Raw genomic sequence first — 13,863 nt, forward strand, 5'->3', positions numbered from 1 at the left:
CTCAGTCCTGGGTGCGGGGCTCTGGGACTCTGGGGTCCGAGCCGGCGCCGGGTGCGCTGTCGTCCTCCTCGGGGACGTCCTCGTCCCCGGCGGGCGTCTGCGGGCCGGAGCCCGAGCCACCGGAGCTGTCGCCTCCGCTGTCCGTGCCCGACGAGCCGTCGTCGGACCCAGCTCCACCGCTGCCGCCCGCGCCACCGTTTCCGCCCAATCCTCCGCTGCCACCCGCGCCGCCTCGGCTGCCGGTGAGGTCGACGACGGTCTGTTGCACGGAGCTGCCGTTGCCCGCATTCGCCAGAACGATCGCCCGGGTGCCGTCGAATCCTCCTGAGAAGGCGAATTTGTCGGAGATGATGGTGTCACCGATCTGCGCTCCGTTGTTCACATCCACGAACGCGGTCGCGCTCCCGGTTCCGCCCGCAGTACTGACGTACGAGGTGAACGTGATGAACCGGCCGTCGTCGCTGATGCCGACCTGCGGGTACTGCCCGGCGAGCGAATTGAGCGTCACGGTGGCGCCCACCTGATTGCCGGTGAGGCCGTCGAGGACCATCAGCCGCGAAGCGTTGCCCTGGTTGTAGGCGACGACGATTCGGTCACCGGTGCCGATCATGCGCACCTCCGACTCGTACGGGAGGGTGGTGCCTGGCACGATCGCGGCACCCGTCGCTGTGTTGAGCACGGTGAACTGCCTGCTCGAAGTCGCACCGGGGGCGGTGGTCTCGAACAGCAGCCGGGTACCGTCCTCGCTGAACACCGCAGGGTCATTGTGGAAGCCGGCCAGCGCGACGTCGGCGTTGAGCGCAGCACCGTTCGCCACGTCGACCAGCACCAGATGCGATGTCATGGTCACGTCGTCGTAGGTGGAGACGACCGCGCGGGTGCCGTCCTGACTGAACTGCGAGTCACGCCACCGACCCGACACGACAACGGGTGTGCCGACGAAAGCTCCGCTGTGAGTGTCGACGATCGAGACACTGATCGTGTTGCTGACCGTGTCCTGAGTGACGACGACTATCGCCGAGCCATCTGCTGTTGCCTCCGCGATACCGCTCATGTTCTGCGGACCGTTGTAACTGTCCCCGGCGACCTGCGTGCCGTCGGCGGTGTCGACGGTGACCACCCGCAATGTCCCGGTGCCGGAGGAACTGTCGAGTGGTGTGGTGACCACTGTCGCGCGTGTCCCATCCGGACTCAGGGCGACTGGGCCTGCGCGCCAACCGCTTACCACGATGTCGGCGCCCAGCTGACCGCCGGTGGCCCCGTCGATCACCTTCACCGTCGTGTCGGTGAACGTCGACCCGGTGAAGACTATCCGCGATCCGTCGGCGGTCAGCGCGATCGTCGTGTCACCCGGAACAGCGATGTCGGTGCCGATCTGCTGGCCGGTTGCGGTGTCGACGAGTGCGACAGCGGTGATGTCCGGATGCGGGCTACCCGGACGTGCCGAGATGACCGCGCGATTACCATTGGCGGAGAAGATGACCGGCTGAGGGTTTCCCCCTAGTGTGACAGTGTCACCGATCTGACCGCCATTGATCGGATCGATGAGGACCGTGCTGGTGACGCCGTAGCCCACTCCTTCGTACTCATCGTAGGAGTAGGAGTAGCCGCTCACCGCCAACCGGGTGCGGTCCGCGTTGAAGTACAGCGCCCGTTCCATCGAACCCTGCACGGCGACGGTCTCGCCCTGCTGCTCACCGGTTTCGGTGTTCACCACCACGATGCGCAGGGTGCGGTCGGTGCCGTTGTACGAGGTGACGACGTAGCGGGTCCCGTCGCCCGCGAACCGCTGCGGGTTCGGATCGTAGTAGGCCTGCGGGTCGACCGGAGCACCGGTCACATCGATTGTGGCGCCGAGCTGTTGACCGGTCTCGGTGTCGATCACGACAACGTGAGTGGTGGTCCTGCCCGCGCCCACGGTCGTCAGCACCGCGCGACTACCGTCGGCGTTGAGCCGCGCCGGTCGCTGCATGTACGGATCGGCGTAGCCGGCGACGGCGACGGTTTCGCCCACCTGCTGACCGGTCGTCGTGTCGATGACAGTGACCCACACCGTGTCGACATTGTTCGTCGTCGTGACGATCGCTCGGGTACCTTCCGGCGTGAGTTCTGTTCCGAGCTTGACGTCGTTGGTCAGACCACCGAATGTGACGGTTCCCGGCACGGTGACTGTCTCGCCGACCTGTCGTCCGGTCAGCGTGTCGGTCACGGTCACGTTGACGAACTCGACCCCGTCGACCCGGACAGTGGTGGTCACCACCGAGACGTGGGCGGATTCGGACACCGCCGGGGCGCCCCGGACGGTGCCGACGATGTCGGTCTCGGCCACGACACGGGTCGGGGCGACCTCGACGGTGACGTAGGCCTGGGTGATTCCGCCCTGCCCGTCCTCGACCGTCACGAGGAAGGTGTCGGTGTCGACTCCACTGGTGGCCGCTGCGGCCGACCGAGCGGCCGCCGTCGGGGTATAGACGAATACGCCGTTTCCGAGCGGTGAGACGGTGCCCTTGCTCGGCAAACCGGCGACGGTGTAAGTGAGTTCGTCGCCGTCCGGGTCTGCGGCTTGCAGATCGATGTTGACGACGCCGTTGACAGGCGCACTCGTGACGGGGTTGATCGACGGCGCCTCGTTGACCCGAATGACGTTGATCGTGACCGTGCCCACGGTCTGCGACGTCCCATCGGATATCACATACGTAAACGTGTCCGTGCCAACGTAATTCGTATCCGGCACGTAGGTCATGGTGCCGTCAGGGCTGTACGTGACAGTCCCGTTGAAGGGCATGGTGGTCGAGACGATGGTCAGCGGATCACCGTCGACGTCGAGGTCGTTGTCCAGGGGACTGAACGTAACCGAGTCGTTGCTGGCGACCTCGACAGCGTCTGCGACAGCTACCGGCGCGTCGTCGACGGGTGCGACGGTGATGTACACGAGCCTCATCTCGCCGGAGGCGAGGCCGTCGGTGGGTTGATAGGCGAACCCGTCCAGCCCGGAGAAGTTCGCGTTCGGGGTGTAGAGGAATCTGCCGTCGCCGAGCGGGACCAGGGTCCCGTTGGGCGGGTCGTTGTAGCCGATGTAGGTCAGGACGTCGCCGTCGGGGTCGCTGTCGTTGGCCAACGGGCTCACGATGATCGACCCGTCCTCGTCGACGGTGTAGAAGTCGTCGGCGGTGACCGGCGCCGCGTTGAACGCATCGATGGCGACGGTCACTGTGACCGGCACGATCTGCCCGCGGTTGTCGTCGACGGCGACGACGAACGTGTCGGTCAGCGAACCGGTACCGAACGCGGCGTCGTGGCGCGCCTGCGCGGTCGGCGTATAGGTGAACGTGCCGTCACCGTTGTTGGTCACCGTGCCGTGCACGGGATTCGTTGTGACGCTGTAGGAGACGACGTCGCCGTCGGGATCGGTCGCATCGAAGTCGACCACCGTCGCGCCGTCGGCGATGTCCGCGCCCCCGACGGTGTACACCACATCCGGTGCCGCGTTGCCGGTGAGCACGATGACCGTGACGGTGTTGTCCAGGCTGTTGGTGACCGTCGCCTGGGTGCCGTCGGCGTTGATCGCGACGTCCGTCGGGCCGTTGCCGACAGCGACGAAGGTGACCGTCCCGGTCGCGGTGTTGACGACCGCGACGTTGTCGGAGCCGTAGTTCGCGACGTAAAGTCGTCCGTCGCCGGTGATGTCGATGCCGCGGGGATCGTCACCGACATCGATGTAGGTCACGCTGTTGCCGTCGCTCAGATCGACGACCGCCACCCGGTCATCACCACTGACCGTGACATACACACGGTCACCGGTCGGGCTCACCACGACCCCGGAAGGCGTATCGCCGACGACGACGTCGACCTGATCGCCGGTCTGGCGGTCGATGATCGTCAGCGCGCTCTCGTCGGCGTTCGCGAGATAGACGAACCGGCCGTCGGCACTCGTGGCGATTCCCAGTGGATCGACCTCGATCGAAGTGGTCTCCCCGCTTGCCACGTCGATGATCGTCAGAGTGTCGTTGGTGTTGGTGGTGAACACGAACGCACCATCGGGGCTGACCGCGATGCCGGTCGGCTCGGCGCCGATCGCGATCGGTGCACCGACGGTCAGCGACGCGGTGTCGACCGCGACCACCGAACCGTCACCCGCGTTGGCCACGTAGAGCACCGAACCGGTCGAGTCCAGGGCGAGCGCGACCGGGCGATCCCCGACCGTGATTGTGCCGACGGTGGAATGGTCGGCGGTGTTCAGCACGGTGACCGAGTCACCGTCGGCGTTCGCGACATAGGCACGGGTGCCGTCCGGGCTGATGACCACAGCCTGCGGGCCCTCGCCCACCTCAGGCGTGGCGATGACGCTGTTCACCGCCAGTTCGGCGACCACGATATCCGAAACCGTCACGGTGACAGGGGCATTGAGGCCATCGCTGACTCGTACGGTGAACGTGTCGGTCTCGACGACGCCCGTGCTCAGCGCCGCCTGCAGTCGCGCAGCATCGGTCGGGGTGTAGGTGTACTGCCCGGTGCCGGCGTCGATCTGGACCGTGCCGCGGGTCGGGCCGGTGATCACCTGGTAGGTCAGCGCGGTGCCGTCGGGGTCGCTGACACCCAGCGAACCGGTGACGACGCCGTCGGTGGTGGGGCTGCCCACGGTGGGAGCGGTCACGACCGGTGCGCGGTCTTCCGGCGCGACAAGGACGTTGACCGGGATGCTGACGGTGGCGCCGCGGCCGTCGGTGGCAGTGACCGAGAAGGTGTCGATGTCGGTGTCCGGGGTGGTGCGTGCGTCGGCGCGGGCGTCATCGGTGGGGGTGTAGGTGAACTTGCCGTCCGAGTACACGACGACGTGGCCCTTCGGGGTGTCACCGGTGCCGCTGTACGTCACAGGGTCACGGTCGGGATCGGTGGCGGTGACGGAACCGGTCACCACGCCGGTCAGCGGATTCGGTTGCGGCGCATTGACGGTCCCGGCGACCGGCGCCCGATTGGGACTGATCGTCACCGTGACCGGCACCGCCAGGGTGCCGCCGTGTCCGTCGCTGACCGTGACCATGAAGGTGTCCTTGGCCGCCGCGCCGCCCGCGGCGGCGTTCTGCCGGGCCGGTTGCGTCGGGGTGTAGGTGAAGTCGCCGTTGCTCTGGACGACGACCGTGCCCTTGGTGGTGCTGGTCGACCCGCTGTAGGACAGGGTGTCGCGGTCGGCGTCAGTGGCGCGCACCGAGCCGGTGACGACACCGGTGATCGAGTTCGGTTGATACACCGTCGCTTTACCGGCCTGCGGCGCCTTGTTCGCCGACGCGATCGTGACCGTCACGGGGACGGCCAGCGTGCCGCCGTGCCCGTCGGTGACGGTCACGGTGAAGTTGTCGGTCACCGGGGTGCTGCTCGACGCCGCGGCGTGTCGGGCCGCGGCCGTGGGGGTGTAGGTTAAGGATCCGTTGCTCGCGACCGTCACCCTGCCCTTGGCGGTGGTGGTGGTGCCCTTGTAGGTCAGCCTGTCGTCGTCGGGATCGTCGGCGGACACGACTCCCTTGACCACGCCGGTGCTCGGGTTCGTCTGCGTGACAGCGAAACCGCCGCTGATCGGGGCGCTGTTGCTCGGGGTGATGGGAACGTTGCGGACCGTCACCACCCGCGTGCCGCCGCGGGCGTCGCGCAGCGTCACCGAGAACGACGTGACGTCCTCGCGCGCGGTGGCACTGGCGGCGTGCCGCGCCGCATCGGTGGGGGTGAAGGTGAACTGACCGGTCTCGCTGACCGTGACCCGGCCGCTGGCCGGCTGCCGCACCGTGTAGGTGATCGCGTCGCCGTTGGCGTCGGTGGCGTTGAGCCGGCCGGTCACCACGCCGGTCGAGGTGTCGACCGCCGTGATCTGCGGTGCCGCGTTGGGCGGTTTGTTGGTCAGGCCGGGCAGGATTCCGCGCAGGAAATTCCCGAGCGCGGACAACGGGTTGGGGGCCGCGGCGCGTGCGGTGGGTTCGACGCTCAAGCTGGTGAGGGTCTGTGCCTGCGGTGTGGCAGTAGGGGCCGCGACAGTCGGTTCGAGCTCGCGGCGCGCGAACGCGAGGACCGCCCACACCAGTGCGGGCGCCGCGGGGGTGCCTGGCGACGGAACCAGCAGCGGCGAGATCAGCGAGACGAGTTGTGATGCGACCGTGGTCGGTTGCGGGGGTTCCTCCACCGTGCGAGCGGCGCTGATGGTCTGAACGCTCGGGGAGTTTTCGAGCGAAGCGACCGGTTCGCTGAGTGATGCTGGCGGGGACGGCTCGGACACCGGCGGTTTCGGATCTGTTGTCGGTGGCGTGGCGGTCGGGTCGGGCGTCGGAGCGCTGCTCGTCGGCGCGGGCGGAGTCGGCGCAGCCGACGAGGGAGCCGGATCGTCGTTGCGCGGCAACGTCTCCGATGGCTTTTCGTCAACCGGTGCCGGTTCTTCTTCGGCTGGCTCGACATCTTCAGGCGAGGCGCCGTTGACGGTGGTGTTGGCGCCACCTGATCCGCTGACCGTGACGGGCGGTGAGGTGCCGTCGTTCACCGTGTCGGTCGTCTGGGACTCATTCGGCGTCTGCGCGGTGGGCGACGGCTCGACCTCGGCGGCCGGCTGCGGTTCAGGCGCGGCCTCGTTGGCGCCGGCGGGTGCATCCGTCGTATCCGCGGTGTTGGCGTCCGGAGTCGCCCACGCGGGCCCGGAGGTCACGCCGATCGCGGTGCCCACACCGAGTGCCACTGCCAGCGCACCGACGCGGCCGACGTAGCGGGCGTACGTGCCCGCGCCGATCATCTTGGTCGCCTGTGCGCGGTGCCTGCCGTGCTTTGCCCGCTGAATCATTGAAGGCCCTCTCGTGAGAATGCGTGGAGTCGACGCCGTGACTGACAGGGCGTTGGTTGGCTCGTCACACGCCGGGATGGCGTCACGAGAAGCGGTCGCGCGCAGACGCAGACCGGGTCAGCGGATGGGCGGCGGTGCCGAAGTGCGCCGACCCCTCGTGGGGCATACCTGCCCACTCGACGCACCCCATGCACTGCACGTGCCCCCCACCGCCTTTGCTGAAGCTTCCTTCAACGTACGGTTCGCAAAGAGTTGAGGAATCGGGGAAATCCCTATGTTTGACCCCCGGGGTCCCTCGAAAAGGGGTCGGATCAGCTGAAGGCGGCCTGCGCGCAGGCGTCGGGCGAGGTGATGTTCACGCCCGCGTACACCACCTGGATGTGGGAACAGACGATGAGTGGGACGTCGGTGCGCGGCGCGCCGGTGCGCGAGTCGACCGGCCAGCTGTTGCCCCGGAACTGGAACTTCTCCGGTGGCCCGCCCCCGAAGTAGATCGTCGCGAACTCGACGTCGGTCAGCGATTTGAACGACCGGGTGTTGGGCGCGTCGAACTGGAAGTTCAGGTACACGCTGCGGTCCATGGTGCGCAGCGTGGTGGTCTGGCGAGCCCACAGGTCGCCGGGAAAGCCGAGCACATCCGGGCCGCGACGCAGGTTGGCGGTCGTGTTGAACAGACAGTTCGCCTCGGCGGCAATGCAGTTCGCGGTGACGTGCATCTCGAGAAGGGTGCCGGGGTCGACCGGGACGGACGAGTCGGCGGTGTCGACCGCGGCCGTCGCCAACGGCAGGGAGACGGCGAGGGCCAGCGTCAGCCACACCGCCGAGACCGCGGCGGCGGCGCGGATCAACCGCTTTGCCATGTGTTCCCTTCCTGAGCCGGTCGTGCGGCGAATGTTAGCCCGCGCGTTATTCGTCGTAGGTGACTTCGACCGAATCCGACCGCGGGGTGGCCTGGCAGCCCAGGATCAGCCCCTCGTCGAGATCGGACTGTTCGAGCACGTCGTTGATGGCCATGTCGACGTCGCCACTCTTCTTGAGGACTGCGCAGGCGCCGCAGTGCCCCTCACGGCAGGAGAACGGCGCGTCGAGGCCCTTGTCGAGCAGCACGTCGAGCAGCTTGGCGTTGCGGGGCCAGCGCACCTCGTGCCGCTCGCCGTCGAGCGTGACGATCGCGGTGGCCGGGCCCTCGTCGCTGTCGTCCTCCTCGATCACCACGGCGGCGAACGGATCGGAGTCCAGCGACTTGAACACCTCGATGTGCAGTCGGTCGGCCGGCACCCCCGCGCCCTTGAGCGCCTCCTCGGCGGCCGCCATGAACGGACCCGGACCGCAGATGTAGGCGTCGTGGCCGGCGTACGGCGCCGCGAGCCCCGCCAGCGCCGCGGGGCCGGGCAGCCCTTGAACCGACACCAGCCAGTGCACGACGGTGAGCCGGTCGGGGTACTTGGCGGCCAACTCGCGCAGCGCCGCGCCGAAGATCACCGAGTTCTCGTCCTGGTTGGCGTAGACCAGCACCACCTTGCCGTTGCCTTCGGCCAGCGCCGACTTGCAGATCGACATCATCGGCGTGATCCCCGATCCGGCGGCCAGCAGCAGGAAGTCGGTGTCGAGGGTTTTGGGCACGAACGTGCCAGACGGTGCGAGCACGTGGACCCGCATGCCGGCGTGGGCGTTGTCGCACAGCCAGTTCGACGCGTAGCCGTCGGCGGTGCGTTTGACGGTGACGGTGAGCGGGTCGTCGGTGAACGGGGAACTGCACAGCGAGTAGCAGCGCGCCACCGAGCCGGTGCGGTCGCTGGGCACCCGCAGCGTCAGGAACTGACCGGGCGCATAGCGCAGCCGCTCGGCCGGGATCTCCGCACCGGCGGGCACCGTGAACACCAGCGACCGGGCGTCGTCGGTTTCGGTGATGACCTCGGCAAGTTCCAGCTCGAGGACGTGGCTGCCGAGCGGCTCGTCGGTCACTGTGGCGTCTACCCTTCGTGTGCAGCTTCAAAGCCGAGAATTAGAACAGGTTACAGAAATGCATGTCTGCAGGTCCAGCCGCTGCAGGAACGCGCTGCTCGACACGAATCGTAACGTGTTCTAATCTCTCACCAAGCGATCTGCGCATCGCGCAAGCGCTCATCGCTCGGTCCGTTCTCCCGGAAGGCAAAACAGTGACGTCCATTGAACAGCGTGACGCGCAGTCGGTCCTAGCCGGCATCGACGATCTGCTGCCGCTGATCGCCAAGCGCGCCCAGGCGACCGAAGATCTGCGCCGGCTGCCCGACGAGACCGTCAGCGAACTCAACGAGGTCGGCTTCTTCAAGCTGCTGCAACCCGAGCAGTGGGGCGGCCTGCAGTGCGACCCCACGCTGTTCTACGAAGCGGTGCGCCGCCTCGCCAGCGCGTGCGGATCGACCGGCTGGGTCAGCTCGATCATCGGCGTGCACAACTGGCACCTCGCCCTGTTCGACCAGCAGGCGCAGGAAGAGGTGTGGGGCGAGGATCCCTCGGTGCGGATCTCGTCGAGCTACGCGCCGATGGGCGCAGGCACCGTCGTCGACGGCGGCTACATCGTCAACGGCTCGTGGAACTGGTCGTCCGGATGTGACCACGCGACGTGGACCTTCGTCGGCGGTCCGGTGATCAAGGACGGCAAGCCGGTCGACTTCGGCAGCTTCCTGATCCCGCGCACCGAGTACGACATCGACGACGTCTGGCATGTGGTCGGGCTCAAGGGCACCGGCAGCAACACCCTGAAGGTCAAGGACGTGTTCGTGCCGCGGCACCGCTTCCTGTCGTACAAGGCGATGAACGACCGGACCGCGGGTGGCCTGCAGAACAACACCGCTGCGGTGTACAAGATGCCGTGGGGCACAGTGCATCCCACGACCATCTCGGCACCGATCGTCGGAATGGCCTACGGCGCCTACGACGCCCACGTCGAACACCAGGGCAAGCGGGTGCGTGCCGCGTTCGCCGGTGAGAAGGCCAAGGACGACCCGTTCGCCAAGATCCGCATCGCCGAGGCGGCCAGCGACATCGACGCCGCGTGGCGTCAGCTGATCGGCAACGTCGGCGACGAGTACGCGCTGCTGCAGGCGGGTCAGGAGATCCCGTTCGAGCTGCGCGCCCGCGCCCGCCGCGACCAGGTCCGGGCGACCGGCCGCGCGATCGCCTCGATCGACCGGCTGTTCGAGGCCTCCGGTGCCACCGCGTTGAACAACGACGCTCCGGTGCAGCGCTTCTGGCGTGACGCGCACGCCGGGCGGGTGCACGCCGCCAACGATCCTGAGCGGGCCTACCTGATCTTCGGCAACAACGAGTTCGGGCTGCCGCCGCAGGACACGATGGTTTAACCGGAAGGCCCGATGACCTCTTACATCCAGGAAACCGAGCAACAGGTCGAGATCACCTTCGAGTCGACCTCGCGTTACGCGCAGGTCCGCGAGGACATGCGGCTGCACTACCACGAGGCGGGCGTCGGGCACGCCGAGACCGTGGTGCTGCTGCACGGTGGCGGTCCGGGTGCGTCGAGCTGGTCGAACTTTTCGAAGAACATCGCGGTGCTGGCGCAGCGTTTTCACGTCATCGCGGTCGACCAGCCGGGCTACGGCCATTCGGACAAGCACACCGAGCACGAGCAGTACAACCGCTACAGCGCGACGGCGCTGCTCAACCTGTTCGACCATCTGGGCATCGAACGCGCTGCGCTGGTGGGCAATTCACTCGGTGGCGGAACCGCCGTGCGGTTCGCGCTGGACAACCCGAAGCGGGCGGGCCGGCTCGTGCTGATGGGCCCGGGCGGGCTGTCGGTGAACCTGTTCTCGCCGGACCCGACCGAGGGCGTCAAGCTGCTCGGGAAGTTCACCGGCGAGCCGACCCGCGAGAACATCGAGAAGTTCCTGCGGATCATGGTTTACGACCAGAGCCTGATCACCGAGGAGCTGATCGACGAGCGCTTCGCGATCGCCAGCCAGCCCGAGTCGTTGGCCGCCGCGAAGGCGATGGGCAAGTCATTCGCCGGCGCGGACTTCGAACTCGGCATGATGTGGCGCGAGGTGTACAAGCTGCGCCAGCCGGTGCTGCTGATCTGGGGCCGCGAGGACCGGGTCAACCCGTTGGACGGTGCGCTGGTCGCGCTCAAGCAGATCCCCCGGGTGCAGTTGCACGTCTTCGGGCAGTGTGGGCACTGGGCCCAGTTGGAGAAGTTCGACGAGTTCAACAAGCTCACCATCGATTTCCTGGGAGGCTCGCGATGAGCATCAAATCCCTTGGCTACCTTCGGATCGAAGCCACCGACGTCGCCGCCTGGCGCGAGTACGGCCTCAAGGTGCTCGGCATGGTCGAGGGGTCGGGGCAGACCGACGGCGCCCTGTATCTGCGCATGGACGAGTTCCCGGCGCGCCTGGTGATCGTGCCCGGTGAACACGACCGGCTGCTGCAGTCCGGCTGGGAGACGGCCAATGCCGCCGAGCTGCAGGACATCCGCAACCGGCTCGACATCGAAGGGGTGCCGTACAAGGAGGCGTCGGCTGCCGAACTGGCCGAGCGTCGCGTCGACGAGATGATCCGGTTCGATGACCCGTCGGGCAACACGCTGGAGGTGTTCCACGGCGTCGCGCTCGAGCATCGCCGCGTCGTGAGCCCCTACGGCCACAAGTTCGTCACCGAGGAACAGGGCCTGGGCCACGTGGTGCTGACCACCCGCGACGACGCCGAAACCCTGCACTTCTACCGCGACGTGCTCGGCTTCTACCTACGCGACTCGATGCGGTTGCCGCCGCAATTGGTGGGCCGACCCGCCGACGGTGCGCCGGCCTGGCTGCGCTTCCTCGGGGTGAACCCGCGTCACCACAGCCTGGCGTTCATGCCCGGTGAGACGCCGAGCGGGATCGTGCACCTGATGGTCGAGGTCGGTGAAGCAGACGACGTCGGGTTGTGCCTGGACCGCGCCCTGCGCCGCAAGGTGCCGATGTCGGCGACGCTGGGCCGCCACGTCAACGACAAGATGCTGTCGTTCTACATGAAGACGCCGGGCGGTTTCGACGTCGAATTCGGTTGCGAGGGACTGCAGGTCGAAGACGACGACTGGGTCGCGCGGGAGAGCACGGCGGTCAGCCTGTGGGGCCACGACTTCAGCGTGGGCTTCAAGTAGGTGTCTGCCGAACCCATCGACCCGCGCACCTTCCGCAGTGTGCTGGGACAGTTCTGTACCGGCATCACGGTGATCACCACGATGCACGACGACGCTCCGGTCGGGTTCGCCTGCCAGTCGTTTGCCGCGCTGTCACTGGACCCGCCGCTGGTGCTGTTCTGCCCGACGAAGATGTCGCGGTCCTGGCAGGCGATCGAGGCGAGCGGACACTTCTGCGTCAACGTGCTCCACGAGAAGCAGCAGGACGTTTCGGCCCGGTTCGGCTCACGCGAACCCGACAAGTTCGCCGGAATCCCCTGGCATGCATCGAAACTGGGCTCGCCGGTCATCGAGGGCTCGCTCGCCCACATCGACTGTTCGGTGCATTCGGTGCACGACGGCGGCGACCACTTCGTCGTGTTCGGCGCGGTGCATTCGCTGTCGGACGTGCCACACCGTAAGCCTCGGCCGCTGCTGTTCTACCGCGGCCAGTACACCGGCATCGAGCCGGACAAGAACACTCCCGCGCACTGGCGCGACGATCTCGAGGCGTTCCTCACCGCCACCACCGACGACACCTGGCTGTGACGCCGGCGCGTTAGATGCAGCCCACCGCCGCGCACGGGTCGACCGGCGGCAAGCTCTCCGGCAGCGGGGCATTCGGATCGACCGGCTGTTGCTCGGTCAGGTCGATGTTGTGGTCGAGTTCGGGTGCCATCGGGATGTATCGGCACAGGAAAGCCAGCGCCAGCTCGCAGGACGGGGGGCCGCCGGGCTGTGCGCCCGCCGGAACCGCCGCGAACAGCGTCGCACCGCACGCGACGAGCGCCGCACCCAAGAACCGCTTCACCATCACGCCGACCCTAGTGCCTTGCCTTGTACGAAGTCGATGATCGCGGCGGCCACCTCGCGGTGGGGCGAATCGTTGAGGATGTCGTGCCTGCCGCCGGGCACCTCGTAGAGCTCGAGCGCGTCGATCTGCTCGGCATAGGCGCGCACCGCGCCGATCTGCGCGATCGGATCGGCGCTCCCGTGTACGGCCAGCGTCGGCACGGTCAGTTTCGGCAGGTCGAAGCCGAACCGGTCCCAGGCCCGGTCGAGTTCACGGGTCAGCGCGGCGCCGTCGGCGTCGACGAACGCCAACGGGTCGTTGGCCATCAGGTCGAGGTAGAACGGGTCGTCGGACAGCCAGCCCGGGTCGAGTTCGAGTGAGGTGTCGTTGTCGAGCATGGCCGGGATCGGCACCAGCGGAGCTCCGGAGATGACGCCGGCGCGGTAGCGGTCCGGCTGCTCCAACAGTCGCACCAGCGTGACGATCGAGCCGAACGAGTGCCCCTGGGCGATCAGCGGAAGCTCCCCGTGCCGGCCGGCCAGGTCAGTGAGCGCCTCGGCCAGCGCGGAGCTGTCCTCGATCGAGCCGAAGTCGCCGCGTGTGCCGGGGCTGAGCCCGTGGCCGAACTGGTCGACCGCCCACAGGTCGATCCCGGCGGCGTTGAGGGTGAAGCCGTAGCGGTGGTAGACGCCGGTGTGCTCACCGAAGCCGTGCAGGAACACCACGGCGGCCCGCGGTTCGGCGGCGGGCCAGTGCCGGTAGTAGGCGCGACCCTTCGGGAGCTCGATGAACGGCATGCGACGACTGTGCCATTCCTGCCAACCGCCGATCAATTTCTGCCAGTGGAATTAATACGCTGACCTGCCGGTTTAGACAGTCAGACCGGCGCGAAGAACCACCGGCAAGACAGCAGAAGAGGACAGGAAAATGAAGAAGTTCGGAATCGCCGCCATCATCGCCAGCGCCCTGACCGCCCCCATGATCGCCCTGGCTAGCCCGGCGCAGGCGGGCGTTGACCACCACGACTGGCTGGACCGGGTTCACCCCACGGTGACCGTCCCGCAGGTCGACACCACGGTGCGCCAGAGCCGCTGA

10 protein-coding genes are annotated in these 13,863 nt (G+C 67.5%); 5 read left to right on the plus strand and 5 right to left on the minus strand.

Annotated elements, in window-relative coordinates:
* Nucleotide 1: 1 nt before the first annotated feature.
* The 3 genes from BLW81_RS09985 to BLW81_RS09995 form a co-directional block, all read right to left on the minus strand.
* On the minus strand, nucleotides 2–6,814 hold the full coding sequence (locus tag BLW81_RS09985; protein ID WP_083407021.1) for a cadherin-like domain-containing protein: 6,813 nt from the start codon (nucleotides 6,812–6,814) through the stop codon (nucleotides 2–4).
* A 311-nt stretch (nucleotides 6,815–7,125) separates the two neighbouring features.
* The gene (locus BLW81_RS09990) at nucleotides 7,126–7,674 is read right to left on the minus strand and encodes a hypothetical protein (protein ID WP_083407022.1); all 549 of its coding nucleotides are present in this window, start codon (nucleotides 7,672–7,674) and stop codon (nucleotides 7,126–7,128) included.
* A gap of 46 nt (nucleotides 7,675–7,720) precedes the next feature.
* Complete coding sequence (locus tag BLW81_RS09995; protein WP_083407023.1) at nucleotides 7,721–8,779, minus strand: ferredoxin--NADP reductase; 1,059 nt, start codon at nucleotides 8,777–8,779, stop codon at nucleotides 7,721–7,723.
* A 194-nt stretch (nucleotides 8,780–8,973) separates the two neighbouring features.
* On the opposite strand from BLW81_RS09995, the gene hsaA reads away from it, so the two are divergent.
* The 4 genes from hsaA to hsaB are packed head-to-tail and all read left to right on the plus strand — an operon-like array spanning nucleotide 8,974 to nucleotide 12,524.
* Entirely contained in the window at nucleotides 8,974–10,158 is a 1,185-nt protein-coding gene (gene hsaA / locus BLW81_RS10000) for a 3-hydroxy-9,10-secoandrosta-1,3,5(10)-triene-9,17-dione monooxygenase oxygenase subunit (RefSeq protein WP_083407024.1), read from the plus strand.
* A 12-nt stretch (nucleotides 10,159–10,170) separates the two neighbouring features.
* A complete protein-coding gene (hsaD, locus tag BLW81_RS10005; RefSeq protein ID WP_083407025.1) occupies nucleotides 10,171–11,061 on the plus strand; it encodes a 4,5:9,10-diseco-3-hydroxy-5,9,17-trioxoandrosta-1(10),2-diene-4-oate hydrolase in 891 nt (296 codons plus the stop codon).
* Nucleotides 11,058–11,957: an iron-dependent extradiol dioxygenase HsaC gene (gene hsaC, locus BLW81_RS10010; RefSeq protein ID WP_083407026.1), complete on the plus strand. Its 900-nt coding sequence runs from the start codon at nucleotides 11,058–11,060 to the stop codon at nucleotides 11,955–11,957. The genes hsaD and hsaC overlap by 4 nt, the downstream gene beginning before the upstream one ends.
* A complete protein-coding gene (gene hsaB / locus BLW81_RS10015; RefSeq protein WP_083407027.1) occupies nucleotides 11,958–12,524 on the plus strand; it encodes a 3-hydroxy-9,10-secoandrosta-1,3,5(10)-triene-9,17-dione monooxygenase reductase subunit in 567 nt (188 codons plus the stop codon).
* Between the two features lie 10 nt (nucleotides 12,525–12,534).
* Here hsaB and BLW81_RS10020 read toward each other — a convergent pair whose 3' ends face one another.
* Together BLW81_RS10020 and BLW81_RS10025 are read right to left on the minus strand one after the other, a co-directional pair.
* Nucleotides 12,535–12,789 carry a fibronectin-binding protein gene (locus BLW81_RS10020; RefSeq protein WP_157897646.1) on the minus strand — a complete coding sequence of 85 codons (255 nt, stop codon included), beginning with the start codon at nucleotides 12,787–12,789 and terminating at the stop codon, nucleotides 12,535–12,537.
* Complete coding sequence (locus tag BLW81_RS10025; protein ID WP_083407029.1) at nucleotides 12,789–13,565, minus strand: alpha/beta fold hydrolase; 777 nt, start codon at nucleotides 13,563–13,565, stop codon at nucleotides 12,789–12,791. The genes BLW81_RS10020 and BLW81_RS10025 overlap by 1 nt, the downstream gene beginning before the upstream one ends.
* A 130-nt stretch (nucleotides 13,566–13,695) precedes the next feature.
* Here BLW81_RS10025 and BLW81_RS29600 point away from each other — a divergent pair, with 130 nt between their 5' ends.
* Complete coding sequence (locus tag BLW81_RS29600; RefSeq protein WP_173839598.1) at nucleotides 13,696–13,863, plus strand: hypothetical protein; 168 nt, start codon at nucleotides 13,696–13,698, stop codon at nucleotides 13,861–13,863.

Origin of the sequence: Mycolicibacterium rutilum (assembly GCF_900108565.1) — a bacterium.
Taxonomy (GTDB): Bacteria; Actinomycetota; Actinomycetes; order Mycobacteriales; family Mycobacteriaceae; genus Mycobacterium; species Mycobacterium rutilum.

Excerpts from the sequence above, each read along its gene's own strand:
- BLW81_RS09990 (WP_083407022.1), bottom strand. The coding sequence starts at position 7,674 with ATGGCAAAGCGGTTGATCCGCGCCGCCGCCGCGGTCTCGGCGGTGTGG.
- BLW81_RS09985 (WP_083407021.1), bottom strand. The coding sequence starts at position 6,814 with ATGATTCAGCGGGCAAAGCACGGCAGGCACCGCGCACAGGCGACCAAG.
- BLW81_RS10020 (WP_157897646.1), bottom strand. The coding sequence starts at position 12,789 with ATGGTGAAGCGGTTCTTGGGTGCGGCGCTCGTCGCGTGCGGTGCGACG.
- BLW81_RS29600 (WP_173839598.1), top strand. The coding sequence starts at position 13,696 with ATGAAGAAGTTCGGAATCGCCGCCATCATCGCCAGCGCCCTGACCGCC.
- hsaD (WP_083407025.1), top strand. The coding sequence starts at position 10,171 with ATGACCTCTTACATCCAGGAAACCGAGCAACAGGTCGAGATCACCTTC.
- hsaC (WP_083407026.1), top strand. The coding sequence starts at position 11,058 with ATGAGCATCAAATCCCTTGGCTACCTTCGGATCGAAGCCACCGACGTC.
- BLW81_RS10025 (WP_083407029.1), bottom strand. The coding sequence starts at position 13,565 with ATGCCGTTCATCGAGCTCCCGAAGGGTCGCGCCTACTACCGGCACTGG.